At 59.5% G+C, this 26,282-nt stretch carries 18 protein-coding genes; 10 read left to right on the forward strand and 8 right to left on the reverse strand.

Going from position 1 to position 26,282, the window contains the following annotated elements:
* Positions 1-803: 803 nt before the first annotated feature.
* From VHK65_06295 to VHK65_06310, 4 genes are all read left to right on the forward strand, one after another.
* Positions 804-1,709 (forward strand): restriction endonuclease, encoded by a 906-nt coding sequence (locus VHK65_06295; protein ID HVS05760.1) that lies wholly within the window; start codon positions 804-806, stop codon positions 1,707-1,709.
* A 1,185-nt stretch (positions 1,710-2,894) separates the two neighbouring features.
* Positions 2,895-3,533: a hypothetical protein gene (locus VHK65_06300; GenBank protein HVS05761.1), complete on the forward strand. Its 639-nt coding sequence runs from the start codon at positions 2,895-2,897 to the stop codon at positions 3,531-3,533.
* A 382-nt stretch (positions 3,534-3,915) separates the two neighbouring features.
* Positions 3,916-5,574, forward strand: a complete 1,659-nt coding sequence (locus VHK65_06305) for an SIR2 family protein (GenBank protein ID HVS05762.1) — start codon at positions 3,916-3,918, stop codon at positions 5,572-5,574.
* Positions 5,574-6,998 (forward strand): hypothetical protein, encoded by a 1,425-nt coding sequence (locus VHK65_06310; GenBank protein HVS05763.1) that lies wholly within the window; start codon positions 5,574-5,576, stop codon positions 6,996-6,998. Before VHK65_06305 ends, VHK65_06310 begins: the two co-directional genes overlap by 1 nt.
* Before the next feature lie 185 nt (positions 6,999-7,183).
* On the opposite strand, the gene VHK65_06315 is transcribed toward VHK65_06310, so the two are convergent.
* The 3 genes from VHK65_06315 to VHK65_06325 form a co-directional block, all read right to left on the reverse strand.
* A complete protein-coding gene (locus VHK65_06315; GenBank protein ID HVS05764.1) occupies positions 7,184-8,086 on the reverse strand; it encodes a hypothetical protein in 903 nt (300 codons plus the stop codon).
* A gap of 210 nt (positions 8,087-8,296) precedes the next feature.
* Complete coding sequence (locus VHK65_06320; GenBank protein ID HVS05765.1) at positions 8,297-10,273, reverse strand: DEAD/DEAH box helicase family protein; 1,977 nt, start codon at positions 10,271-10,273, stop codon at positions 8,297-8,299.
* 280 nt (positions 10,274-10,553) lie between these two features.
* On the reverse strand, positions 10,554-10,688 hold the full coding sequence (locus VHK65_06325; protein ID HVS05766.1) for a hypothetical protein: 135 nt from the start codon (positions 10,686-10,688) through the stop codon (positions 10,554-10,556).
* A 245-nt stretch (positions 10,689-10,933) separates the two neighbouring features.
* On the opposite strand from VHK65_06325, the gene VHK65_06330 reads away from it, so the two are divergent.
* On the forward strand, positions 10,934-11,719 hold the full coding sequence (locus VHK65_06330) for a DUF5677 domain-containing protein (GenBank protein HVS05767.1): 786 nt from the start codon (positions 10,934-10,936) through the stop codon (positions 11,717-11,719).
* Between the two features lie 1,379 nt (positions 11,720-13,098).
* Here VHK65_06330 and VHK65_06335 read toward each other — a convergent pair.
* Complete coding sequence (locus VHK65_06335) at positions 13,099-13,764, reverse strand: hypothetical protein (protein HVS05768.1); 666 nt, start codon at positions 13,762-13,764, stop codon at positions 13,099-13,101.
* A gap of 731 nt (positions 13,765-14,495) precedes the next feature.
* On the opposite strand from VHK65_06335, the gene VHK65_06340 reads away from it, so the two are divergent.
* Positions 14,496-15,395 carry a hypothetical protein gene (locus VHK65_06340; GenBank protein HVS05769.1) on the forward strand — a complete coding sequence of 300 codons (900 nt, stop codon included), beginning with the start codon at positions 14,496-14,498 and terminating at the stop codon, positions 15,393-15,395.
* Between the two features lie 242 nt (positions 15,396-15,637).
* Here VHK65_06340 and VHK65_06345 read toward each other — a convergent pair whose 3' ends face one another.
* Both VHK65_06345 and VHK65_06350 read right to left on the reverse strand, forming a co-directional pair.
* Positions 15,638-15,901 (reverse strand): helix-turn-helix transcriptional regulator, encoded by a 264-nt coding sequence (locus VHK65_06345; protein HVS05770.1) that lies wholly within the window; start codon positions 15,899-15,901, stop codon positions 15,638-15,640.
* Positions 15,902-16,787: 886 nt separating this feature from the next.
* On the reverse strand, positions 16,788-17,453 hold the full coding sequence (locus VHK65_06350; protein HVS05771.1) for a hypothetical protein: 666 nt from the start codon (positions 17,451-17,453) through the stop codon (positions 16,788-16,790).
* 963 nt (positions 17,454-18,416) lie between these two features.
* Between VHK65_06350 and VHK65_06355 the strand changes: the two genes are divergently transcribed.
* The 3 genes from VHK65_06355 to VHK65_06365 all read left to right on the forward strand — a co-directional run bounded on the left by VHK65_06355 (position 18,417) and on the right by VHK65_06365 (position 21,861).
* On the forward strand, positions 18,417-19,379 hold the full coding sequence (locus VHK65_06355; protein HVS05772.1) for a hypothetical protein: 963 nt from the start codon (positions 18,417-18,419) through the stop codon (positions 19,377-19,379).
* A gap of 647 nt (positions 19,380-20,026) precedes the next feature.
* A complete protein-coding gene (locus tag VHK65_06360; protein HVS05773.1) occupies positions 20,027-20,536 on the forward strand; it encodes an RNA polymerase sigma factor in 510 nt (169 codons plus the stop codon).
* Positions 20,533-21,861, forward strand: a complete 1,329-nt coding sequence (locus VHK65_06365) for a YCF48-related protein (protein HVS05774.1) — start codon at positions 20,533-20,535, stop codon at positions 21,859-21,861. The genes VHK65_06360 and VHK65_06365 overlap by 4 nt, the downstream gene beginning before the upstream one ends.
* 359 nt (positions 21,862-22,220) lie before the next feature.
* Here the strand turns inward: VHK65_06365 and VHK65_06370 are convergent, their stop codons facing one another.
* Positions 22,221-22,358 (reverse strand): hypothetical protein, encoded by a 138-nt coding sequence (locus VHK65_06370; GenBank protein HVS05775.1) that lies wholly within the window; start codon positions 22,356-22,358, stop codon positions 22,221-22,223.
* 539 nt (positions 22,359-22,897) lie between these two features.
* Here VHK65_06370 and VHK65_06375 point away from each other — a divergent pair.
* Complete coding sequence (locus VHK65_06375) at positions 22,898-23,998, forward strand: hypothetical protein (GenBank protein HVS05776.1); 1,101 nt, start codon at positions 22,898-22,900, stop codon at positions 23,996-23,998.
* A gap of 1,241 nt (positions 23,999-25,239) precedes the next feature.
* On the opposite strand, the gene VHK65_06380 is transcribed toward VHK65_06375, so the two are convergent.
* Positions 25,240-26,148: a phosphotransferase gene (locus tag VHK65_06380; GenBank protein HVS05777.1), complete on the reverse strand. Its 909-nt coding sequence runs from the start codon at positions 26,146-26,148 to the stop codon at positions 25,240-25,242.
* Positions 26,149-26,282: the final 134 nt, after the last annotated feature.

Genomic DNA, 26,282 nt, shown 5'->3' on the forward strand with positions numbered 1-26,282 from the left:
TATTGGGCTAGGGGCACCCGCCAGCTTCGTCAGGCATGGCAAATTCAGGCCTACGAATTGCTGCTCGGACGACATACAGCTGTCAAAGACCGAGCGTATGCTTGCCTCCGTCCAGGATTTGAAATTTAGGGTAGGTAGGTGATGAAACTGGATTCGGAAGTCTGCCGGTGCTTTGCGGGCGGGTTGTTTCCGCCGATTAGAGTCGGTTTTCGCTCGATCGGGCAAGGCTACCGCAGCGAGGACGATTATCGCGAGTTCGATCATGAAGGTCATCGAGGGTGGTGCATCACTAAGCATGAAGGTCATTGCAACCCTGAGCATATTCCTATACGCGAAATCGACTAAGCCTAGGAGGAACACCCAAGATGCAGACATTTGAGGGTGCGCTAATCCGAGAGCAAGGCGTGGCGTTCGGGGTCGTCGTCTGCCGACGAGGCCTCCCGAACAGAGACAAGACGGTGCTTATGGAAAGCGTAAGTCGCATCTTTGGCCGCGTACCGGTCGTAGCCATGGAGCAGGATCACCGGGGCGTGCCGACATACTATGGGCGCACTGACTTGGTTCGTTTCTTGGCCTCGGTTCCGATGGAAGCCATTCCTTGGAAGAAATACACGATCACCTAGGGGCGTCCTTTTCATGATCGACGATCCGTTGGAAACCCGGGTGCTCACCAAGAAGCTTCGACAGACGGCACTTGCTGCCGGCGTCCTTCGGAGCCGCTCGGGGAGCGACCAAGCGGCGCATTAACGAGATTCCAGCTACGATTCCCACGTAAAGTGGCGGTCCCCGATTTTCAGTCCATCATGCTTCCCTTCCTCCAGTCGCTGGCAGATGGTCAACAACAGCGAACGCGGGAGCTAATGCCTCGGCTTGCGTCGCAGTTTCACCTCTCAGATACGGACCTTCGGCAGCTGCTGCCAAGCGGCACGCAGCGTGTCTTCGAGAACCGCGTCTACTGGGTGAGCAGCTATCTAAGGCACGCAGGGCTGATCGAGAGCCCGCAACGCGGGGTTGTCCGGATCACGGAAAATGGGCGCAAGGTCCTAGCTAATCCCCCGGATCGCATCACCGTCGGATATCTGATGCGACTTCCCAGCTTCCAACCATTCGGAAGCCAAACGACCGCGGCAGGCGGCTTAGGTATAGGACACGTGCCCCCCGCCGTCAAGGCTTCAGATAGAACACCTGAGGAAGATCTCGAAGCGACCTGGCTCACGATTCGCGACGCGCTGGGTCAGGATCTCCTGGGAAGGATCAAGACTTGCTCTCCCAGTTTTTTCGAACGCCTCGTGGTTGACCTGCTGGTCACGATGGGGTACGGCGGATCTGTCGTCGATGCAGGCCAGAGCGTCGGCATGTCCGGCGACGGTGGAGTGGACGGAATCATTAAAGAGGACAAACTCGGTCTTGACGTTGTCTACATTCAGGCCAAGCGCTGGGAGGGGCAGGTCGGTCGGCCAGTGGTACAGGCCTTCGCGGGGAGCCTTGAGGGATTCCGAGCCCGGAAAGGCGTACCGATTACGACCTCGGGATTCTCAGCCGACGCCCGAACCTACGCGAACCAGATCGAGAAAAGAATCGTGCTCATCGATGGGACCAACCTCGTCCGGCTGATGATGGAGCACGGCGTGGGCGTTACCAGGGCGAAAACCTACGACGTCCAAAGGATTGACCTTGATTACTTCGACGAAGAGGCATTATCCGGTTAGCAGGGCAAGCACCCAGAACTCGAACCTAGGAAAACCTGATCTACTGATGGCTGATCGGAAGTGGGGCCTGCGGTCTCGGAAGGGAGAGATCTAAGTCTTGAAGAAGCGTTCTGGTACGCCTACGAAACGCGTCGTCTTCATGGTTTGCCCGTGCAAGGCGGAGTCGCCGGCAGCATCTAAGTAGTCACGTGCCGGTGCTTATCGATTCGTCTATTTCCCTCGGCTTATCCGCGAATCAATTCCGGGATCAGTTCTCGTTCAACCCGAATTTGCGACTCAACAGCTTTTTCTTCCAAGCAGCTTCGGCTTGGAGGATATCCTCGTCGTCTGAAGTCAGAGCTTGCAAGACGCTGAATTGGTAAGGTCGAGGCCCGAGTCGCCTCAATTCCACGTTGTTTCCATGTCCAGTCCGCGCGTAATGCATAAGTCGTCCCCAAAGATTCTCCGTCCCAGTTGCCGACCCAACGTATTGTCGTCCCCTTTCTGTATCGACCAACAGGTACACCCCTCTAACAGCCTGGAGGATCGGCTGCCAGTTTGGTGGAACCAGATCTGCCTCTGCGACTAGCCATGAGAAAGCACCAAAGCCAGGCCACGGTTCGTCGGCCGCTTCCTGCCTCCGGATCTCGAGTACTCGTTTTCTGATTGCGATGTGCGCGTTGCGCCCATTGGCGGTATCCAGCTCCCCATTCGACAATAAGCTTGCCCGCGTAGTCCGCAAGCCGATTGTCACGTGAGATGTCGTAGTAGTACAGACCTGCGACGGAATGACCGCCGATAGGGTCGAGAATCTCCTCGGGGACCCTCCCGATAGCTACCACCGAGTAAAGGCCGATGTAGAGGGTCTCATCCCGAGGAGTTACGACGAAACTTGCCAGCGTGTCACCTGGAGAAAAACGCTTCTGGCCCTGGATGCGCTGGTATTCCTCAAGCCGCGGATCACGCCTTCTCCACAAGCCATAAGGTGTCGGAGCACCGGGCCGGCTACGCACTTGGTGCCGCACAAGAACACCCCAGAGGGGTCGATCCTTTCGATGGCGAGGATGTCGTTGAAAGTCAACATAGTCCCTTCCGGAAGTGTCGCTGGATTCATGGTATGGCACCCGGAGTGGTTCCCCATACCGATAATGGATGCGGCATATCCGGCCGCATCTCCTACTCGATCCCGGATATGCGGGAGGACGGGTGGCTGTACCGTCGATGGTCTGCGAGACTTGTCACAGTGAGCTACCGGCAGCCGAACAACCTTGCCCGAACTGCGGCGCACCAGGCGTCGCCTATGAAGCGCGCCTGGCGACGATCCTCGAAAAGCTAGGCGATCTCGTTCTCGGAGTACCCGCTCTGCGCGACCTTCTGGACTTTGCTATCGGAGCGGCCGCGAGCTTCATGCGCGCCGACCAGCTCGGCTATAAAGATCGGTCCTTCGCTCTCCCCGGCGACTACTATGAGCACCTTGCCGCACGAGCCAAATGGATGGCCAAAGGAAGCTTGCCGCCTTATGGCCTCTGGATCTCTGGCTACTACTTCAACTCCGGTCTCCTGAGACTTTGGTCCGTCCGAGACCAACTTGGGCGATTAGAAGAGGACATCGCCGGGCGACCGGCGGGCGCCGCGCCTATCCCCGTCAAGCTCCGAGATGAGGCCAACCGGCTAAAGCATCAGCTTTCCGGCTTGGGTGAAAAGAGGGAGCTAACTTTTGCGGAAGCTGTCGCATTGCTCGACGAACTGGTCTCGATCGTCGATCAACGGAAGGGACTCTTTAACGATCCGTCAGTGAAAATCCCGAAAATGAAGAGCCATCCGCGGAAGAAACGAGAACAGTGACCCGCGGGTGCCCTGATCGACCCGGGATCCTGATGTCGGCTGTCTGGGTCCTGGGGCCTCATCGCCTCATGCCCAAACCGGGGTCTTGAGAGGAGGTCTTCAACCAAAACCATAGCCAGCCTCGCGATTGCAATGAGCTCTGCTACTCCAACTCGCACGTTAAACTTGAGACCAGGGGGGATTGACATGTATCTGCGTCGGTTGCAGCAGAAGGCGCTCGGCCAAACCACGCCTCGGCCATAGGGTCATACTGACCGTGACTGCTCCTGAGTGGATCGGGCTGGATGAACTCTCCCGCATCCACCGCATGCGCGGGCCTCAGTTGATGTGGTTTCTAGGTGCTGGCGCGTCCGCGGCTGCAGGTGTACCGACAGCCGAGAACATGACCTGGGAGTTCAAGCAGGTGTTGTATTCGACCAAGCAAGGCGCTCCTATCACGAGCCTCGATCTATCGGAGGACGCCGTCCGCGACCGCCTCACCGAGTACTTTGCCAGGAATCCGGACTTCCCAAAGCCCGGCGATCCCCTGGAGTACGGCGCGTTGTTCGAAGCTGCTTGGAAATCGCCACAAGATCGACGCCAATACATTGACCAGCAGATCGCTAGGGGCAAGCCCGCGTATGGCAACCTTGCACTCGCCGCGTTATGGCGAGTCGGCAATGCGCCGGCTGTGTGGACCACGAATTTCGACCGGGTCATGGAAGATGCCGCCACCGCGATGGTGCAGCCTCCCATGAGACTGACAATCTCAACCACCGACTCGAGCCAGATCGCTATGCAGGCTCTCAATCAGTCGCGCTGGCCTTTGTATGTGAAGCTTCACGGCGATTACCAGTCCGACAGTTTGAAGAACGTGTCGACCGAACTTCGTGAGCAGGACACGGGACTCCGTCAGGCTCTGGAGCAAGCGACGCAGCGTATGGGCATGATCGTCGTTGGTTACAGCGGGCGTGACGACTCGGTCATATCAGCCCTACATGCGGCCTTAGAGACATCGTCTCCATATCCATTCGGACTCTTTTGGTGTTGTCGGTCAGACTCGCCGCCGAGTAGCGCGGTTCGTGAGTTAATGCAAGCCTGCGCCACGAAGGGCGTCGAAGCTAGATTCGTCGCGGTGGAGACGATGGACGAGCTACTCGGCCGATTGCTCCTGCCGCTTGATCTTCCTCCAGACGTCTCTCAGCTGCTCGCCGCGGCCCTCCCGGCACAACCACGGCTGCCATTCATCACTCCGCAGCGCGGACGAGGTCGCCCAATCCTTCGTTTCAATGCCCTTGAAGTCATGAAATTTCCAACGACGGTTCGTAAGGTCGTCTGTGGCATTTCTGGTACCAAGGAGGTACGGGAGGCTTTGGCGACCGCAGGGGCCAACGCACTGGCCGTACGACGACGTGACGCGGTCATCGGCTTCGGAGAGGACCGGGGCTTGCGTACCGCGCTTGAGCCATACGGAATTACGGACTGGACTGTGGGTGCGATTGACATGTCTTCGCTCTTCAAGGAGAGCTCCACAGACCTAGGCCTTTTGTATGAAGCACTCGTCGTGGCGTTGGCACGGTCTGAGTCCCTGCAAGCGCGCCGACTTCGCGGCGAACATTTTCTGGTAGTCAAAGACTCGGGATCCGGTGATGCCTTGGCTGAACTAACGAGGGCTGCGACCACGGTGGCTGGTCAGTGGACAACCCCCGGAGGTTCAGAAATAGCGGGTGAGGTCAGTGGAGTCGGTAAATGGAGCGAAGGCGTACACCTTCGTTTGGAGTACCGCTTCGACCGTCTCTGGTTAATATTCGAGCCAACCGTTTGGGTTGAGCGAACGGCAAATCTAATCGACGAGGCTATCCGGAAAAATCGCCAGGAGTTCATTCGCCAGCGGCTGGAACACCGCTACAACCGCAACGCCTTCGAGTTCTTGACGGCGTGGACGATCCTACTAACCGAGGAGAAGAATCTTGTCTCGTTCGGCCTGGCTGAAGGCACCGGAATCGATGCCGGCTTCGCTCTCTCAGACCGCAGCGCCCTGTCATTCCATAGGTTCTCCTAGTGGCTGACCGACAGTTTCCCGACTTTCTGGCGCTTCGCGAGCCGGAACTCCTGTTTGATCCTATTGATTCCAAACAACGCCATATCCATCCCCTTGAGGGACTCCTCGCCTACGGACCATATAGCCAGGCAATAGTTGAGGCCGTTCCAAAGCTAATCCGGATAGCGACAATATTGCCTCGCGGCGAAGGAGAACGAATCGCAAACTTGCTGAGTCAGCTGAGGAAGCCCATGTCGCCCGAGATCCGAGGCCAGTACCTTCCGCGTTTCCCAGGGTTCGAACCGTTGTTGCGCACAACGATGGCGTTGGCGGATCCATCGGCGCGCATCGAACTTGATCCGTCCGTCGAATCCGAGATCACTGGATCAAGTCGTCCGCATGAGGTGCTCGCCAGAGCACTGACCGACGCCATCCGACGCCTAGCAGCCCAAAGGGGCGTATTCGACATTGTGATGATTTATCTCCCAGACAGGTGGTCGGTTGGCTTCGAGGGGCCCGGGGACTTCGACCTTCATGACTTCTTGAAAGGCGTAATGGCTGGGCAGGGCATACCCTCCCAGGTCATCAATGAGCCAACTACAGGCCACAAACCAGATCAGTGCGGGGTGTTATGGAGCCTGAGCATCGCAATCTACGCCAAAGCTGGAGGTGTGCCTTGGAAGCTGAAAGCCTTCAATCCAGAGGCGATGTATCTAGGCCTCAGCTACAGCCTCGGCTTGACTCCGGCCGGAGTTCCAAGGTTCGTCACTTGCTGTAGCCAGGCCTTCGATGCGGAAGGTACAGGGTTTGAGTTCATCGCTTACGAGACTGATGTCAGCCGAGTTCGCGTTGTCGGCCGCAATCCATATTTGGATCGAGAACAAATGCGGGCGGTGATGTCTCGCAGTTTGGCAATGTACCTGGCGCGACGGGCAGGCAAGCTTCCGAAACGCATTGTTGTTCATAAGACCACACGCTTCACAAAAGAAGAAGCCGAAGGTGCGATGGACGCCCTAAACAAGGTTCGCGAAGTTGAACTTCTACAAGTTCAAGATGACACCCGTTGGAGAGCAGTCAAGACCGACAACATGAACGGCAAGATCGCACCTACTCCCTTCCCCGTTGAACGCGGCTCGCTTCAGCACCTCGGGCCATATGAGCTTCTGTTGTGGACCCAGGGCAACACCCAACTGGTAGGAGGGCGAAACTTCTTTAAAGAAGGCACCGCGATTCCGCGGCCGATCCTCCTAAGACGGTGGGCAGGCTCGTCGCCAGCGGAAACGCTGGCTGAGGAGGTTCTCGGCTTGACCAAGATGAATTGGAACAACGATGCGCTCTACGACTTTCTTCCGACGACGGTTCGGTATTCTCAAGAACTCGCACAGATTGTTGGAGCAATTCCAAAACTCGACGCTAGACCGTACTCGGTCCGGTTCTTTATGTAGGGTACCCTGCCACCTGAGGAATCCGGTTTGACAGCAACGCTGGCGAACTTTGGCGAACCCCGGCGAACGCCAACGAACTGTTGACCCCGTCACTCAACTACAAGATGAACGCTGGCGAATCGCGGCGAATGCTGGCGGACGATGCGCCCGCAGGTCAGCCGCTGATGGCACGGACCCCGAGGCTGCTATCCAGCGGTCTCAGCCGCGGCGGCGACCACCATGTACTTCTTGCAGTCGGCGCTCGTAAGACGACTGAGCTCCTCCTCGAAGCCAACATATCCCGAATCGCTAAGCACGGCCGCCCCGAATTTGCAGGCAATCTGCCACGGGTCGGTCTTCGGCTTCGCTTGGTAGTCGAGTAGCAGCCTGTAGCCCCTTGGCCATTGATCCGAAAACCGCTTCACGCTTAGAAGGCCCTCCACGCTCAAACCCTTATCGGGCCAATTGCTCAGGGCAATCCGGAAGGTGCGCCGCTTTCGTGACACCCAATCACTGGACGCATCGCTAAGGCAGAAGCGAATTGCATCCTCGACATGGCTAAGGACCCATCCAAGATGAATTGGGTCATCACCCGTCGTTCGTTGCACCTCCAGGGCAGCTGTTGTGTCTTCGATGCCCGCTTGCACATCTAGCTGAGGTGACACAAACATGTCCTTCGGGAGGCGTAGTTGAACGCCACCTGTAAACGTCCGCCGAAACAATGCCTGCTCGGAGGATCCAAACCATTGGACAACGGCCTTGATAAGGGTGGTGTAGGTTGCGGTTTCCAGGGATCTCGCTCCAGGCGAACCGTAAAGGATCACGGCAAGCCAAGTGCCGCCACCGCTGGCCATCGTTGAGGTAGCAGCCCAGTAGGGCAAGGGGTTGGACTTGACGAGCGTACGGGATCGAGTCTTATGGAAGATTTCGAATTGCGCCGCAACCAGTCCGAGGAGAAGGGCGATGAGCCAGATCGGACGCGGAATGTTCAAGTGGGCCGCGAACGTCAAAATCAGGCCGCCAAGGGTTAGAAGGAAACCCGCAATGGCCCACCATTGCCGAATGAGCATTGGCACGTACGACTTGAGGGAGACCCAGCGTGCTTCCATATAGGGCCTTCTAACGAGCCGCTCAGAGGGTCCGGATCGGAATACGGATTGGACTGCATTGCTCGTTGCTGAACAGGCTACCCGCTCCTGGGTGACACTGTCTGTCACCGGCCCTTGGTGCAACAACCCAAACGGCACGCTGACTGCCGGACGCCTTCAGCTCCAAACCGTAATCCGATCCTCTTGCCGTCGTTGGAAGCGGATGGGCGTCTATGGCTTCGGACCAGGTCTTCTACGACGGTGGCGTGCGGGAGGGCCGCCATGGCTGCGTAGCCGATGCCCTCTCTCCATGGCGTGGAGCGCTCCAACGCCAGCCACTCGACCCTCCCGCCTGGTCTGGTCCAACAGCGGCTGGTACAGATCTTGACCCTCATGGCCGGTGATCGTGTCAATGTTCCCAACTACGATCAGCAGCCGTTGAGCCCTGGAAACAGCCACATTTAGGCGCTGAGCCTTCTTGAGAAAACCAATGCGCTGCGCCTCGTTGCTCCGCACGAGGCTTAGGATCACCACGTCGGCCTCCTTGCCCTCGAAGGCATCCACGGTGTTGATCGCTAGCCAGGGCAATTTCATTGGTTCAAGTTCGTGCTGCAAGGCCTTGACTTGATCTTGGTACATGGCGATTACGGCGGCCTTAAGCTTGGCCGCGCCCAGCTCCTTAAGGCGTCGCACGACGCGGCCAACGGCCTTAATTTCAGCCGTATTGGAAACGCTTCCGGAGGCTCCCTTCTTTTCGCTACCGGCGATCGTGAGCCAGGCGAGATTGCGATTGAATGGCCAGCGCAACGGGGAGCGGAACTCCGACGTATCGGGTCCATTCTTGAGGCGACCGTCGTAGAAAGCGGTGGATACGTAGCTCCCGATCGCCGGGGACATACGGTACTGCTCCTCTAACATTTGGCGATTGTTTGGAAGTCGGTCCCACCACAGCTCGAAGAAGCTGGCGTCCCTTACACTTGCCCGAGACTCGTCCGATCCGACTGGAAAGTCTGCGGCACCCTCGTCAACCACCGGCGGTAACTGACGGTGGTCCCCGACTAACACCCAGCGCTGCGCAAAGCTAAGGATAGGCACCATTTCAGAAATCCGAACCTTGTTGGCCTCGTCGAGGATCAGCCACTCGAACATACCAGTCGGCCACTGGCACAGAGCCAGGCGGTTCACCGTTCCGAGAATGACCTGAGCTCGGTCGAGACGTGGATCATCGGCGCTCACGAGGCTATCGTGAAATTTCTTGTCCACTTTCGTGGCGTCAGCGACCCGCACGATGTTCAAGCCAAGGTCCGCTAGCCTCTCTTGCGCACTATCCACCGCGGTATTTGAGTGGGAGGTCACCACGATGTGCAATTCAGGTTCGAGCTCTAGCAGGAGACGGACTGTCTCCACGATCGAAGTTGTCTTCCCCGTCCCCGGCGGGCCCTGAACGAGAAGCACTTCACCAGGTTCCAAATTGATTGCCCCAAGAACGGCAGTCTTCTGGCTCCGATTCAGCTCACGCCTGAGGTCGAGTTCACCAGCTTCTTCAGTGTCGATTGTTGGGGCCTGAAAGGCTTCTGGCGTGGCAAGCAACTTCGCTAAGCCGGCTAAGCCCAGATCGCCGGCGTTGAGTCCGGAAAAGCCACGCAACTGAGCACGAGGAACGGCCGTGTTAAGGCGCAGCTTGATTGAGCCGTCAGTAAGTTGCCCATGCTCGTCAAGGGCTACGAGCCAAACAAGGCCGGCAGGCTTGCCTTTAACGGCAGATCCCCGTGATTCGGGGGCGTTAACCGGAAATAGGACGACGTCCACGCCCTCTTCCAGCGGCATCGGTCGAGACAGACGGATTCGAGCGCCGTAAGCCTTGACCGGCCGGTGGCAAGCCGTGCAGTCGCTTCGACCGCTGGGCTGAAGGCGCTTGCAGCTCATGCAAATCCAGCCCTGCGATTCAATTGCGTATGTACGCCGGGACAGCTCTTCCTGCCTCTCGTGCCACTCGACGTCGTGTTGAGTAAAGGCTTCCGCCGCCCGTATGAGAGGCGTCGCAGCGGCTCGTTGGATGGAATCGACGAGACCACCGAGCCAGTCCTGCTCGGGATTGAACTGCGCCGAGCCGGCAGTTGGCCGGCCCAGAGACACATCACCCAGCGGCCCCCAATTTGGGTTCGTCGGAAGCCCTGATGCGAGATCCTCGATGGCAAATGCTGTCACTCTGACGCCTCTGGCGGCGGCGCCGAAGGCCGGGCCTACTAAAGTCACAGAGCCGAACCCCACGAGAGAGGTTGCCCGGACGGATACGGCCAAGCGCAAAGGGCGGAGTGTGTTATCGAGCCGCCAATCCATTGGCAAGACCGTGGCGCGATCGAGTACCGCGACGATCGTGGCGAGATCGAGGCCTCGTTCGGCAGCCGCGGATCGTGCGCTGGCGGATAGCGATACGAGTAGCTGTTGGGCCAATTCCAATTGGATTATTGAGTCGGCTACAGCCTCGTCATTTACCCGGCTGCCGCTTCGCGTGCTTCTTCGTTTGTTCGAGCGCGCTGCCCGCGATCTCCTTCTCCTTCTTTGTGCTCTTTGGATTCGACAGCATTTTCGAGGCATCGCGGGCGACCCGTTTACTGGTCATTTCGAGCTCCTTTCGCTTCGTCGTGCCGACCGCATCGGCGGCTATGTTAAAGGGCAGCGTTGACAGCTGTCTGTCGCAACGTGGCCAGGGCCGCCTGGGCGGCTCGGCGTCACTACGGTGTTCCCTGCGACAGTCGTTGGCTGGCTCAGTGGGTTTTCCCAACGTTGATCTCGAAAATGCGCCACTCTATGAGCGTGGGAGTTCAACGGACTCCGGCTCCGGAGTTTCCGATCGATCAGAGCAATTTGCTGAATTCCTTCGATCTCTTGCTGCAGAGAGCCGTTGGTCTGGCCGCCGAGGCCGGAGGGAAGCCGCGTCGATCGCCGGGGCCGTTCATTATCTTTGCGATTTTTGTCCGATTGGTCCAACTGGCGCGAAGCATTCAGGCGATGGCCCGTTCGGGCTATGCAAATGAGGCGCAGCCTCATGCCAGGGCGATGGTTAACGCAGCGGTAAACCTGATCTTTATCGCCGATGCCGAGAGCGATGCTCGCGGGCTGCTCTTTGCCTCCTTTTCTCAGAAGAGGCGCGCACGACGTGCCGAATCGCTCGTCAAGCAAGGTTTTCTGGATCGAAAGCGCGCGGAAGAGCTGGAAGTAGCGGAGATAAAGAAAGATGAAGAGGCGCTGAAGCACCAGGAGGAGAGTGGCGTGAAACCGGCGGCCAAATTGGGCAGTGCCAATACCTGGACCGGGCTTTCCGACCAAGACCTAATGAAGCTGGTCGGTCGCTCCGATTGGTACGACATCTATTACGTGCCATTTTCGGATGCCGTGCACGCCAACATCGTAGGTGTTCAGCAGGAAATCATTCAACTGAGCAGGGGACAGATCTCGTATGGCCCGCGATACCCAGGCCGAGTCCTTCTACTGGTGGTGATGGCTGCAGCGGATGCACTTAGCGAGGCACTCCTCAACCTCACTAAATACTTCGGCCTCAACAAGGAAAAGGAGATCGAAGGTCTGAAGGCTGATATCCACTCTGCACTAAAGACATACGCTGCCGGCACCTCGTTTCAACAGAATGTCTAGGTGTCGATGCTCCTTTCGAAAAGAGTCACGCCTTTATTCGCCAGTGGTCCGGCGGAAGCATCAGGCCCTCCGAAGTTCCTCGAAGTCGCGGTGAATGCCGAGATAGCAAGGCATGGCTACCACGGTCGCCGCGAGTCAAGGACCGACGGAAAACTGACTCAGACCTTGTAGGCGCGAGTGCCCGTGAGATTGCGCAAACTGTGCGCCATCGCCTGATTGTTCGCGGCTTGGTTTATCCAAAGGTTGATCAGATTGCCAGCGCGAACCTCTTCTGGTGACCACCATCGCGCGTACCCAAGACGGGGCACCGTCGTATATCCGAGACTCCGCAGGCGTCTCGCCCATCGGGGAAGAACGCGGCGAAGCCTTTCGACGGACTGAGAAACCAAACCGGACCATATGAGGAAGTCGACAAGGCCATCCACCATTGCGTCATCCGAAGGGCGCGGCTTGGTGGCCGTGAGGAGTCGCGTGAAGGCCGGTCGCATGTTCATAAACCGATAGTACCCGGCTCGACGGCTACCGATTCAAGAACTCTTGAAACATGCTGAGACGTTGTCGGCGCTCCTGGCCCAAGCCTCATCGACTTGAGCGGTCGTGCGTGCCCGCTCCGGCGCCGCCTCCGGCAGCTAATCGAGAGGCCGTATGTGCGATGTGCACGCCACGCAGATGACACTCGTCCACTATCTGGGCTCGAGCAAAGCTGCAAAGCGGGAATCGCTCAAGCAGGTCGATCCAAGCGCGTACGAACGCTGGACCGTGCGCTTCTTCCGTCGGACAAAGAACATGAGTAGCTTCATGGAACAAATGTAGTAATCGCGTCAGCGGCTCCTTGCCGACGTCGATAAGGTTGATCGCACGTTCTCCCGATACCACAAAGGCTTCCGCCCGGGTCCGGGTACTCGCCAGCCATCCGATTGACTGTGCTTCGGACCGAGATAGCAATCGCACTGTAATTGGGGGCTCTCCGATCAGAGTCATGGCCCGATCAAGCCAATCCTGAGCAGCTTGCACGTTCTTTAGATCAGGTGTTAGGTGGCCAGCCTGGGTGTCGATTGCATAGACGGCGTCACGCTGCGGGTCCTCTCGACCGGGCATCTGCTTTCCATTCTTACCAAAAGATGCGTGTGCGAAAGAACGTAACTCCGCCTCGCCGTACCCTCTTACTTGAAAGGCGAGCTCCCGCGAAGCGGATGTAGGTGTTAGCGATATATGCTCCCGGCTGGAGCGCTTCCTTGAGCGCGCGATCGTAGTGTTTCTCGGCGTTCGAAAACTTGGCCTGCTGCCAATCCTTTCGGCCCGATTCCACGCTCGTCTCGAAAATGAAGTTGCTGAAGGCCATGCCCCGCCTCAGCGCGGAGTCTAGCAGTCGGACGCTTCTAAGGAGTGAGCACCGGGGCCGAACCCTGCAACCGCTGGCACTCACCCAATCCACCGCCGGTCAGCGTTCGCAAATCGTCATACGCCGAAACCGTTGCCTGCGCGACCGGTGCCCAAGGGTTCGGGAATCCGCTGTAGGTGAAGGACTCACGGAAGACGATGCGGACGGGTGTCGGCCCATCTGCCGTCGTCAGCTGCTGGCTCTCAAACCCGCTCACGTGCCCAGCGCTGTCATAGAGCACGGCTTGCGCCTGAAGGCCCTGGCGAGCGGGCTGCACCTGCAGCGTCCCGGTGACCTCACCCGGATACTGCTGCCCGGCGTACTTCGGATCCACGCGCGGCTTCGTCCAGATGCCGGGTGCAGACGGGACGGGGGCGGGCTGCTTGCTCGCGTTCACGATCGGATAGGCGCACGGAGCGCTCTCCCGCGGGTCAGGGGTCAGGGCGAAGCGAACCGCTGGCGCCGTGGTGTCGCCGCCGGCACCAACGGCGACCGTTTCTCCCGGCAAGAGGTTGGCTTCCGAGACGCTGAAGACGCCAACCTGCGCTCCCTGCGCGTCGTAGAGGGTCGCCTGATACCTGACGGTGTAGGCGTAGGTCGTGCTCACGTCTTTCAGGACCATGCCAATCGATCTGCCCCCAAGTCCGGCCGCCACGATCCGCACATCAGCCAGAGTGGGCTTTGGGGTGGGTGAGGCAGCCGCTAGGGTACTCGTTCCACCGGATGTGCCGCAAGCCGTTAACAAGGCGAGGCTGATAGCGAATCCAACGCTGGTCCCGATGCGACGCCCGGCGACAGGCGCCTCAGACATGAATGATGAGGGCCCCTTGATGACAGAGGATGACGATCTGCCCGCCAGTCTCGATCACGTGAAAGCCGCGCTTTCTGGCCTCTGCGATGACGATGTCCAGGGAGCCGTACGTATCGACACCTTCTCTTGCTCGACGCACGACTCCGCCGTTAGCCGATTGTGCCTTAAAGATCGCGGCGACGTATCGCTCTCGAGCCCCCAAAATCCTCGTCCTTCCTCAGCGGTGAGTCTACATCTCCTGCTACGGCCGTTAACCCGAAAACGACCTTCCTGCTGAGCTAAAACGGCGGCAATTGGCCGTCAAAATGGTCGTCGGGCCCCGGCGCTCGAGGTCGTCAAACGACGAGCGCTGGTGCAGAGGGTGTGGCTAAGCTGATTCGCATGGCACGAGCCACCAGCCGTCGGAAACCATTGGAGCGGGCGTTTGAGCGCAACCTCACCGTCGGCCGCCTCGCATCCCTGACCGGTCATCTCACGGCGCAATGGAGCCCCATCCGGAAATTCTTGCTCGATCACATATCCTCGACGCTGCCTGTCGCAGTCAGGGCCCGCTTAAGGGCGTGGAGGCACTCACGGAGCCGGGCATGGAGTCCTGGGAGCACGCGCTGGTGGGCACGGCGCTCGACTACCGCATCCGATACAGCTTCGCCGTGACGGCGGCTGAGCACCTTCTGGCTGGTAAAGCGGCCACTCAGTTACTGGGCGCTGTCTTGGCGAACGGCCGCCTTGTGCGCCGTGCTCTGGGTACGAACGTGGTGCTCGATATTCAGGCTCTGCGCGACGAGGGGATGGAGATAGCAGAGGTGCCAGTCCCCATGTTGCACGCCGTACAGGAATTCATGGCCGGGCTCGATAGTGCCGTGTACGCCCTGAATCCAGTGAATCGGCGCCTTGACGATGCGAATGAAGAGCTGTTGGCACGCTACTGCCTTGTGCTCGCTAATCTCGATGCCGTCTTCCGGGCTGCTGTCATCCCTCGGCCATTCATTGAGCCGAGGGTATGCGCCACGTCAGCGGATCTCCTCGCCACCGCGCGGCCTGCCTGGCTTCGAGACATGCGTGCCCTGACCGCTAAGTTCGTTGACACCACCGCCTCGGATGGGTTCCTAGAGTTGCCCGCAGTGTTAAACTCGACCTTTGTCGGCTCGGCGGATATGGCTGCCGACGCCGATCTCATCGTCGACGCATGTCTCGTTGAGGTCAAGTGCACCGTCGATCCCGGCCGCGGCCTGGTCCAGACGCTCGCCCAGCTGCTTGGCTACGTTCTCCTCGATTATGAGGATCAGTACAAGATCGACTCGGCGGCCATCTACTTCGCGCGGCAGGGACGCCTGCTCAGATGGTCGCTAGCCGAACTGATGGGCGGCGCCGTGACTCAAAACGGGCTCCGCGCCTTGCGAGCGGAGTTCCGCGAGCTCCTGAGGAGACTGGGCTCCAAGACGCGATCTGGGTGGGCTAAGCCCTCATCAACTTCCCAAGCATAGCCTTGGTAACTCCGACTGGAATCCCTCTCCCTCCGCCAGCATCTGAATGCGAACGAGCTACCGGGATTGTTGCTTTGCATGGCGGTCGAGACCCGGAGTTCGCCTATGAACGGCGTCGAGAGGCAATCCGGCGTCTACGAATGGAATCGCCACGACGAGCGCCTGCAGTGGTGGCAGTGAGGCATAGATCTCTTCGGCACGACGTAGCGCTGCGCCAACGGCTCCGGGCTGCTCTTCCGAAGTCATGATCGTTTCTCCTTTGGCTCCAACACTTGCTCGCGCCCGGTCTCGCCATCGACTAACACCAACTGGAACAGGTCCTCGAACCGGCAGGCGAAATATTTGACGAGTTGCTCCTGAAGCTTCGGGCCGGCACGGCGGGTGCCGGCCTCGATGGCGGGAATGTAATTCTGGGAGATGCCGAGATCGTGAGCCAGCTTGCGCTGGGTAAGGCCCTTCTTCTCCCGCATCGTCTTGAGGCCGACAGCTCGGACCTCGACCTTCACTTAGCCAACCTAACGTTGTGCATGCTGGGCAGCGACGACAGCACAAGCCCCCAGGTCGCCTCTGTTGCACTTGCCTTCTGCCGTGTCATAGACCAAGAAATACCAAGCGAGTCCACCTGCGACAGCGCCTGCCAACAGCAACCCCCTGAGAATGTCCCGATAGGGCTGAAGGCGTTTGACCCTCGTGCTAAAGACGACAAACAGCACGGCAGCCGCAAATAGCAGTAAGAGTGCTGTTTCGGCGTCCACCGCCTAAACCTGCATCGCAGTGGCGCGCTTGGTCCTTTGGCTCAGGGTTGCCACCTCGGCAGGTTGCCAGCGCTGAGAGTTTGGCAGTCCTGCTGCCCATATATTTGCCCACCTGTGTCGGTCACGGTCATGATGTCTGTGTTAGACCACGGCATTTGACACACCTGGGTCGCACCGTCAACACCTGCGGCCGCTGCCCATCCGGATTGCACGAGCTGTTGGCATATGCTCTGCTCGGCCGTTGATGACCGAACCGTGATCCGAACGTTGTGCGAACCATCCCCTGGCCCGACCGTGCAACTGATTGGCATGCCGGCAATTGACGCCTGCGCGCTTGCCGCGACAGCGGCTTCACTCTCCTGGACGCTTGCAGCGACGGCAGCCGCGCTGGCCGATACCACCGCCGCGCTCGCTGACGCTTCTGCCGATTGCTTGGCATAGACGACAAGGCATGCACCGAGGTCGCCACGGTTGCACTTCCCCTCGGCGGTGTCGTATACGCCGAAGTACCATGCGGCCCCGAGGGCGAGCACCAGGACCGCCCCGCCCATCCACCAGCCACGCCCGCCGGTCCCACCGCCACCGGTGGCAGCCGGCGTCGGGCGATACCCGGGGGGAGGGAACGGCGGGTCGTTGCTCAACGTGCCGACAGTTGATTGACGAGCGCACAGCCCTGGCGCCCGTAAACCTGGCCTCCACTATCGAAAACGCCCCAGACGACTCCGGCGTGGCTCGTACCGGAGCAAATCGATGTAAGCCCAGCGGCGGGCGCCGTGGCGGTGGACTTAAACCAGTTGCCATCCGTCTGGGTGACCTTCGAGCACCAGTCGTTCGCGCCAGGACCGTTGAAGCTCACCGTCGCATCGTGGCCCTGATAGACGAGTAGGCAGAGTGCGGCGGGAGGTTGAAGCACCACATCGATATTGGGCGTCGTGATTCCGGCCTGGACCGGCACCGGCGAACCGAAGGCGCCTCCAGCGTCACCCGGCGCGTCGGTGTAGACCTCGACGGAATAGCTCCCCGGCGCCAGGCCATCAACCCGATAAGCGCCCTCTGCGCCATGCCACGTTGTGACTGGCGTGCCGTCCGAGCGCTTCACGTTTACGGTGACAGGTGGTGGAGCGCAGCCAGCGAACGGAACCACGCCGCAGTCGATATTCGCCCAAACAGCCGTGCCCGCGATGGCACCCGTGCTGGCAGTGCCGCCCGTGGCCGCAGTCGACCCTGCGCCAGTCTGGGGCGTACCGGTCTCGCAAGCGGCCAAGAGGAGCGCGGCGACACCGATGAGAGTCGCCTTTTTCACGGTCTGGCCAGCCCCCGTCCCTCCGTGCACAACTATGCTCTCGATTCCCGTTCCTGTCCAGAGCCGTCCGGCATAGCCGAACCGCCTCGAAGGGTCCGGGACGGGCTCTGAGTTAGCGAACCTGGAGCTACGCGGCTGCCATAGGACGCGGAGCCGGTGCGCCAGTGGCGTGCGCTTCGACCGGTGCCACCAGGACGCTATGTGTATACCTTCCACGCCGTGATGAACTGCCTCGCTTTGGTCGCCGTAAACGCCTCCGCGTCTGCAACTCCACGCCTCTAGCGCTGACGCCGCCCCGCGTGGAATGTCCGCTAACCTTGCCTCAAAGGAAGGTGGTACCAAGTGCCAGTAAAAATCAAGTCGATGGAGACCGCGCCCAACGGGACAGTTAGCGTCAAGCTCTCGTTTCCCGACAGCGAGCTAGATAAGTTCCTGACCTGGTACGCGAGCGGCAACGGCAATCCTAAGAGGCGTCGCAGTCCAGCCGCCAGCCGCAAGGCGGTTCGTACCAGGAGGAAAAACGCAGCCGCCAAGTAAGAGACGCGTTCGACGTTCGGGAAGCTCGGTGGCAAAGCCCCCCGCTACCGGGCTTCGCTCTTTCAGGCCTAAACAAAGCCCGCTCAGTCAAGATCACTCCGGTTCGCTGTGCGCCGGGGACAGGGCCGTGCTCACCGAGCTCCGCCATCTCTTGGGCCAAAACCTCCCCCAATGCTCGGGGAGCGCGCCTCGCCGAGTCGCCTGCCTCCAGTCCTTGGAGGTCGCCCGTCACTAGGATTGCATCTAGCTTTGAGGCGAGGCTGTCCACCACGGCTCGGACCACCGCAGGATTCGAGTCTCGGGGCCCTGTCGGCGTGGTCCCGCGTTCTCTAAGAGAATCTCGTGCCTGGGCGACCACAGCAGTCGGAGCCATTCGGATGATCGAAGCGCTTAGTCCAACGTGCGTAAGTAGCTCAGATGCGGCCTGTGATCAAGCTCTACCTTGACAGCAGCGTCATAGAGCCGATTGCCCAGCAGAGTGCCGGCAACAGGATCAAGGCCTTGCTCCAACAGAGGGGCGCGGTCGTCTTTGCCTCGATGCAGAATCTAGTCGAGGCCTGGCGTATTCCCGATCCGGCAACGCGAGGGCGATTCGTGCGCGCCATTCTGCAGGTAGCGCGTACTCGCGAAGTAGATCCTATGTTGCATGGCCTTGTCGTACCAGTGATAAATGAGCTCCGCCGCAACCAGCATCACGAGTGGTTGCTACCCCAGCCTCGACACACGCACCTGCATGACCTGCGAATCCTGCACCATTCCATTTGGGAGCGCTTAAAAGCGGACCCCGCAGCCCTCCCTGACAACCCAAGAGCGATGGAAGCGTTCGTCTACCACAATGTCGGCGACGCCATGCAACTCCAGCGTCTTCGGCGACAGGCCATGAAAGCCGGGCCGGTTGCAAGCCCCCTTCTGAGCAAAGCAATGTCGGCGCGGCTACAGCCAATGATCGACAGGGTTTCAGAGGCCGAGGCATATTGGCGGCAGTCCGCAGCCTCGACATGGTGGAACAGCTTCTTCAATCCATCGCCCGGCTCGTTCGAGTTGCGCAATTGGCTGGCGGAATATCTGATACCAGAGCGGTTGGAATTGGAATCGTGGATGACGTTCTGGCTGGTCGAAGCCGACCGTGACGCGCTGATACTCGAGCGCGTGTACGGTTTCTTCGACTTCTTCCAGTCTCATTTGAAGGTCGACTCGGGTAATTGGGGGGACCTTAATCATGTGGGTTTCGCCGTAGGACGCGATTACTTCTTGACAGCGGATAAGCAATTTAATGCCGTCATGGAGAGAGTGCGGAATCAGCCAGATACTCCTATCGCGAGGCCAGTGCTAATCGATCGGGCCTCGACCGACATTGTGAGCGAAATTAGATCAGGACTAGGATGGTGAAGTAGGAGGATTCGTTTTCTGCTCCCGAGGGTTCGCAGGCCGTCGATCTCGAGGCGTTGCTAGTTTGTCGCTAATCAGCTAATCTGCGGTGCCGAAATCCCGATCTACAGGACCGGCCCTGGCGCGGCTGACCCGCTGTTTACAAATCAGACGGCAATTGAATTCAACTTGAGATTTGGGCTTTCCATGTATTCGTAACGCTTCCATATGGTCTCAGGTGTTCCTTCGGGTTGGCTACAAAATTGGCTACAGTAAATCGAGCCCAAAATCCCGCGCGTGGTGAGCATTTCGTTCTTCGTCTCGACCTTCATCTGGATGAGGTGGGATGATCGAGGCGGCCGGACGAAGTCTTGACTTCGCTTAACAGCTCAAACGGCGTCCTCCGGCGGCCAGGGCGCCGACAACCGTCACAGCATCCGAGGCGTTGCCCCTTTGCCTCCACACGCGGCGCCGGAGCCCGCCGTCGGAGGTTTGGCGTCGGAGGACGGTCAGGCCGGCTGAGGGCCGGTGCGCGATTTCGTCTCGGGGGCTCAATTGGAACCTTTCCGGGCCGACCGCGTCTCAGACATGCCAGCCATCTGAGGTGACACGGATTTGCCCTTCCGAGCGTATATACAGTTGACGCCAAATGGGGGGACGACCTCGAGGTGACGGCTGATGACCGGGAAAGCGATCGAAACCGCTTTGAGGATCTGCTGGTCCCGCTCGTCAAGCCAGGCTTCCGGCTTGCCTTCGCCATGCTCCAGAGCCGTGAAGAGGCAGAAGACGCGGTTCAGGAGTCAGCTTTGAAGGCGTGGAGGAATTTTCGGAACTTTCGGGCCGGGTCCGACATGGGCCCATGGTTCCTCACGATCGTTGCCAACCAGTGCCGCTCCGTCCGACGAACACACAGATGGTCGGCTGTCTTAGTGTCGGACGAACATGTCTTCATCAACGTCGATGAGGAACGGCTGGCTCAGGGCGCGGACCTCCGTCGGGCGCTGAACGGGCTTCCTCACGCAAAGCGGCTGGTCGTTGTGCTCCATTTCTACTTGGACCTTCCATTCGATCAGATTGGCAAGATCATCGGCACTTCAGAACAAGCCGCAAAAACCCGCATGTATAGAGCGCTTCGAGACTTACGACCCAAGCTCAATGTAAGCGAGGCGGTTACATGATCGAAGACCTGATCCGTGATCGAATGCACGAGGCCCTTGATATCGCCTTGCCTAGTCCAGATCTCGAGAGAAGGGTCGTCGCTGCGGTGCGGGCGCATTCCGAGGCGCCTATCCGACCCTCGTGGAGGCTCCAAGTGGCCGCGGCGCTGGCGATCGTGGTCCTAGGTCTGGGATTTGGCGCCGTTCTGCGGAGCATACGACACTCCGTGCCGAATGCCTTGGCGAGTCCACGGCCGTCGCCCACAGTCGCTGCAAACTCTCAATCATCCAGTCTTTCTCCGATCCACTTCGTCGGAACATCCACCTTGCGCTTGATCAATCGGTCCCACGGTTGGGCGATCACGACGACTCAAATTCTCTCAACCAGTGATGGTGGACTGCATTGGACCAACCGAACGCCTCTCGGGTTTTCCACATCGTCGATCCGCGGAGCGTTCTTTCTAGACAACACTCACGCATGGCTCGCAGCTGCCGCGAATGGAAGCCTCGTCTTGTACAGAACGGCTGATGGTGGGATGAGTTGGACTACATCAAGGCTTGCACCCCTGAACACCGCATATACGGAACGGTCGGCACCAGCCTACGTCGATTTCGCCGACAGCCAACATGGCTGGGTGGTCATGGTCTGTGCGACTGCCTGCCCCTTTGCCGAGCTATACCGAACGACCGACGGAGGGGTTACCTGGGTCAAGCTTTCAATCCCTGAGGGGAATCCCATCCGCTTTGCCAGCCCATCCGACGGATGGACATACACGGGTTCCGACCACGGGCAACTCTACGTTACTCATGATGCCGGCGCCAGCTGGCAGTCCGAACATCTCGCATCACCACCCGGATTCGAAACCTGGCAACCGGGCTATGAGCTTCCAACCTTTACAGACAGGCTCGATGGGGTCTTGCCGGTCCAACTCCTCTCACAGAAGGCCTTCACCGTTAGTTTTTACGTGACCAGCGATGGCGGGCGAACATGGAGATCCAAGCAGACCTTGCCTGCGCTCAGCACTTCGCCAATGGAACTACCGGAGATTGATGTCGTCAGCACGAACCTTTGGATCGCGGTGTACCGCAACCAGATTCTCAGGACCGAGGACAGAGGTCAGACTTGGTCAGCAGTATCGACCAGCGGCGGTCCTACGTCCGAGGTCGACTTTGTTAATGGCCAGGCTGGGTGGGGACGCATGGAGCGCTCCGAGGGAAACTGCGGCATCGTCGATGGCGTATTCCCCAACGGGACGCCGCCGCAAAACTGCAAGCAATTCGCCGATCTGTTGGGGACGACCGATGGGGGTAGAACATGGACGAAGATCGATCTAGTGACCAGCTAAGCGCCGGCGCGACGCCGCCGGTACCGGGGCAATATTTTGAGGCCACGCTGCATGTGCCAGCCACCGGCGTTGTCGGCCACGCGCTCAATTACGAAGTGACCTTGAGAAGCGTGTACAGCCGCAGGAAGGAACTCGCCCGGTACAGCGGCGACCGCCGGCGTGTCGACATGCCTCGGTGGAGTTCGTTGATCAAGTCCTCACTCCGATAGTCGAGCAGGCGCCATGCCATGAGCACCCGTAGTGCTGGCCGAACGATGACGCCTACTGGCCGGTTTAGAGCGGAGAGCTCGGATGACCCTAATCCGATCAGATAGCGGTTGAAACGATCCAACTCCTCAGCCGTTGTATAGGCAATCCGACTAGTAGGAGATGGCGTGCGAGCAGCCGGTGGCGATGGTCTCGAGTTCGAGAAGCTCTATCGCGAGCTCTATCCGCTCGTCGTCCGGACGGTCTTCCTCGTCATCTTCGACCGAGATGTCGCGCAGGAGATTACACATGATGCGTTTCTTCGACTCTGGCAGCGCCGAGAGCGGCTCGGGGAAAACGCCAATATTCGAGCCTGGCTTATGAAAGTAGCCGTAAACCTAGCAATCGACCACAAACGGGCGTTTCTAACAGCCCTTAAGGAGCGATTGGTGCCGACGCCCAGCGAAGATCCGGCACACACGGCGCTGCGCAATTTGCAACGAGATGAGATGAGACGTGCTCTGGTGGCGTTGCCGGCTCGAGACCGTGCCCTCCTCGTTCTTCGATTTGAACAGGGACTCAGCTTCCCCGAGATTGGACAGATTCTGACCCGACCAGAGCCGACGGTAAAAACTTGGCTACACCGCGCCCTTGACCGCCTTCAACGGCAGCTCGGCGACGCCGAGGCAGGCCGAATGGTGGAGGAGGGATGATGGACCGGCGCGAGCGGTTGATTAACCGATTGACGGCTTTCTATCAAGAAGCAGGAAGCGAAGCACCATCGTCGCCTCCCCCCTGGGCAGTTGAGGCGCGCCACAAGGTTAGTTGGCTGCAGCCGGTGCTCGCCAGCGTGGCGTTAGCCCTCCTTGTCATCGGAGCCGTGGTCGGGCTGCGGATGGCCCGACAGCAGGCGAACCGGATTACCGCGAAGCCCACGCCAACCGTGCTGTTCTCTCCCTCAGCGCAGCCCACAGCTTCGGCTTCTCCAACACCTTTGTCGAGCTGGATCACCCGCCGGGTTCCCCTTGCTGGTCAGCTGTACTACGGAATGGCGCTCGATAGTTCAGCAGTTTTCGCGCTTTACACCCCAACAGCGAACAACCCGCACGACACGTCGCAGACGACGCTTGCACGGATTGACCGAACAACCGGGCGGGTCGTCACCAACGGGCCCTTCGCGGGAGGGTTCCAGCTGCTCCGAGTGGATGCAGGGCTCTGGGTTGTCGGAGGCATGAGCGGAGGTCCGACCGTCGATAAGTATTGGATGGATTTGGTGGATCCCGTAACGTTGCAAGTGAAGTCGCGAACCTGGGTACCGGGCCGGCCGGGCCCAGGCGTATTCGGACTGCCGGAGCTCACGGGCGCCTCGAAACTCCTCTGGTTGGGTTACGGCCAGCAGATTTATCGCCTTGACCCCGCTACCGGAAAGATCCTGGCGACCGTCAGCTTTTCGGGAACGGTAACCAGTGTTTCACTGGACCCGTCTGGACAGCACCTGTATGTCGGCATCGAACCGACGTCATCCCAGGACAACCAGGATCAGATCGTCGAACTCGATAGCAATACCGGAGCACGACTGGCTTCCGCGCCAACGGGTGGCGCCGGCCTGGGTGGGCCCCACGTTGTAGGGTCGGCGGATGGAGTCTGGGTTGCGTATGCGACCGGCATGATGGGGCAAGTGGAGCACCGGAGTGCTTCCAACCTCGCGTTGCTTCCCATACCGTCACAATTTGGACATACCAATGGAGTCAGCGTCGTCGTGGGTGCAGGCAGCGTGTGGTTTGTCGATGGCGGTGCGCAGCGAGTCGCTTGCGCCGATCCACGTACCGGAACAATTGCCGCATCCACCGAGCTCCCTTTCCCCACGGTTCTCGTGACCGACTCAAAGGGTACCTACGTGGCCGTCCAAGACGAGGTTGATTTCCTCCAGCCGAATTCCTGCCCGCATTGATGCGAGACGGGCAACATAGACTTAGACACGACGCACCTATGGCGCTGATGCACCGGCGATTAGCCGACTCCATCGTCCCGGCAGCCTGCTTCCGTGTCCTCAAAACGGCCTTGCCGGCAGACCAGTGTGGTCAGCGCCTTGCCGGGCGGATAGGGTACGGGTCGATGGGGGTCGCCGAGCAACAATGGTCATCCATTGGTATGAGCGACGCGTTTTCGGCCGAGGCTCTAGCGAGACAGCCTCTTCGAGGGTCCGTCAATTCGAGAGGGTTTCAGGTCGCCAAGAGAGTTCCTATCGGCTTTCCGCCTCAACTGGCAATGGCCCGAATGCTCTTCGAAACTTGGGCTCGTGGAACGTTCGTTCCTGAGCAAGATGGAACGAATGTAGTCCTTCGCATCGGAGGGCCGCGCGGACTGCGCTGCCTCTGGCTCGGTATCGGCATCGTCGCGTTCTTCCTGGCTCTTGGAGCGGCAGGGAATGCATTTTCGAGCTGGTCAGTACTCGCAATACCCGGAGCCTTCGCAGCCGTGATTCTGCTGAGTCGTCTAGCGGCTTGGAATGACGTCGATTACTTGATCGACGTTATTTTGACAACCCTGCAGGCTGGAGACTCCCGGGCCGCATAGGAGCTGCGGCAGCTACTTGCGGGTCTTGGGCTCGCGGAGCGAGCCATCTCTCTGACGGCATAACTCCGTGGCGGTCCCGTGTAGCTAATCGATGACACAGCCGTTATACAGCCATGACCGATGCAGTTCAAAAGAGGTCTCTTGTCGCTCGGCTGGCCCGTTGGTGGGTAGCAGCCGTTTTGTGCTGGCTCCTGGGCCTAATGTTTTCGGAAACCGCTGCCGATGGGATCGCGCAGACCCCGCAGGCAGACCAGGCAATGTGGGTGCTCGTCTTTCGCTTGTTGCCCTTGGGCCCTTTGGTGGCGACCCTCGGCTATGGGGGTCTTCAGGTAGCTCGGAGGCACTGGTCAGCCGGGCTTGGCTTGCGGTGTGCGCGAATCGTGCTGATTGGTGGCATCGTTCTGATTGCTATCGCGACGCCCAAGCCCTCGTAGCCTCCGAACGCCCGAATGCAGTCAACGAAATAGAGATTGATTCGAACGCCAATCCTTCCACCTGACTACCGGTAGGTCGTGGCTAACGCATCCTAGTTCGCGGTGTTAAGAAGCGATCAAGGGGACGGATTCTTCGTTTCCTTAAGACGTGCTGACCAGCAGCACGCAGCAGCGCCACGGATCACCTCAGCTTGGCCAACACCCTTCCAACCCACTGCTCGAATCGTTCCCAAGTCGCAGCTTGCCGCCGTGTCCGCGGGGGTTCTTCGTCTCGTAGCAGGTCGATTGCGTCAACGAGATCCCAGTAGGGCTCATGCACAAAGTCTGAGCCGGCGCGGTCGCTGTAGAGGGCAAGGAAGCGGTCCGCGGACGCGAGGTCGTAATCCCCCACCAGGTTGAGACGCATGCGCGCCAAGTCGATCGACCGGGGTCCCCTGCAGGCCGTCGGCCAGTCCACGATCCCGGCGATCCGACTCTTGGCCACGAGGATGTTTCCAGGATGGTAGTCGCGGTGGATAAAGCGGCCTTCATCGTGAGGTGCCGGTCCGCCCAGAACGTCGAGGACCCGCGCCCAAAGGGCCGACCGTGAAGACCATCCCAAAATCGGTTGGGTCGGCAAAGGCTCGTAGGGCGCATAGGTGGGCAGCGCTTGGATACGGACGGGGGTGACGGCGTGGACTTGGCACAGAACCGCTGCCGCTTCCTGAAGGTATGCGTCAAAGTTGGCAAGGCGTCGGCGGACTGGCCGCCCTGAGATTCGCGTCTCCAGCAATGTCGGCACGTCACACCATTTGGGCTCTACATCCTCGGCAACGAGCCGGGGCGCGGGAACGTTCACCTCGGCCAAGATCCTCAGCGCCTCGGCTTCCTGTTCTGGTCGATACCACGGATCGCTATCGAGGCGATTGACATCAACGTACCGCCGCAGTGCGAGTCGCCGGATCTGACCAGACTCGTCGACGATGTCCACGGCGTGCATCTCGGTGGAGCTTCTGCCCATCCAGACCACGGTAAGGACGCTGTAGCGCGAACCGATCGTTTGAGCGATCCACTCCAGTGTCCGCCGCGGGATTTTCGCGTGCTTCAGCATTTCAGCGCGGACTTTCGATCCTGCACCAGTTCGCGGTATACATCCATTTGCCCAATTGTCCGCAACCTAACACCGCCTTTGGCCGCCCGGGTGGTGCTTGTTAAGAATCGATGAGGACTTCGTCCAGTCGCGCG

The sequence above is a fragment of the Candidatus Dormiibacterota bacterium genome (assembly GCA_035544955.1).
Lineage (GTDB): Bacteria > Chloroflexota > Dormibacteria > CF-121 > CF-121 > CF-13.

Coding starts and splice junctions, on each gene's coding strand:
- VHK65_06315 (HVS05764.1), bottom strand. CDS start 8,086: ATGGAAGCACGCTGGGTCTCCCTCAAGTCGTACGTGCCAATGCTCATT.
- VHK65_06295 (HVS05760.1), top strand. CDS start 804: ATGCTTCCCTTCCTCCAGTCGCTGGCAGATGGTCAACAACAGCGAACG.
- VHK65_06380 (HVS05777.1), bottom strand. CDS start 26,148: ATGCTGAAGCACGCGAAAATCCCGCGGCGGACACTGGAGTGGATCGCT.
- VHK65_06370 (HVS05775.1), bottom strand. CDS start 22,358: ATGTGTAATCTCCTGCGCGACATCTCGGTCGAAGATGACGAGGAAGAC.
- VHK65_06365 (HVS05774.1), top strand. CDS start 20,533: ATGATCGAAGACCTGATCCGTGATCGAATGCACGAGGCCCTTGATATC.
- VHK65_06305 (HVS05762.1), top strand. CDS start 3,916: ATGACCTGGGAGTTCAAGCAGGTGTTGTATTCGACCAAGCAAGGCGCT.
- VHK65_06325 (HVS05766.1), bottom strand. CDS start 10,688: ATGACCAGTAAACGGGTCGCCCGCGATGCCTCGAAAATGCTGTCGAAT.
- VHK65_06340 (HVS05769.1), top strand. CDS start 14,496: ATGGAGTCCTGGGAGCACGCGCTGGTGGGCACGGCGCTCGACTACCGC.